This is a genomic window from Priestia sp. SIMBA_032, from assembly GCF_046535215.1.
Classification (GTDB): domain Bacteria; phylum Bacillota; class Bacilli; order Bacillales; family Bacillaceae_H; genus Priestia; species Priestia aryabhattai.
On the sequence record NZ_JAWRXD010000865.1, the window covers coordinates 1 to 263 of the forward strand.

The window sequence follows — 263 nt, forward strand, 5'->3', positions numbered from 1 at the left end:
CTGGCAGGGGATCATCCTGCCGCCCTTCGTCTATGCGCTGGGCATCGCGGCCGGTTTCGGCTTCGCCTCGCTGCGAGGGGCGCCAGAACTCCCAGGGGACGCCGCAGAAGCGGCCGCAGGCTCGACGGACGGTGCGGGCACCGGCACGGCGGGCGCCGGCGGCACCTCCGCAGTCCTCTCCGCCCTGCGGAGCCGGACGACCACGCTCGCCGATCCCGGAGCGCTGCGGATGGGCGCTCTGGCAGCCCTGCGGGGCGGTTCCG

The 263-nt window shown here is 75.7% G+C and carries 1 protein-coding gene; it reads left to right on the forward strand.

The annotated features are described in order from the left end of the window. On the forward strand, window positions 1-263 hold a 263-nt coding region (locus SB717_RS36790), incomplete at both ends, for a hypothetical protein (RefSeq protein ID WP_410908014.1).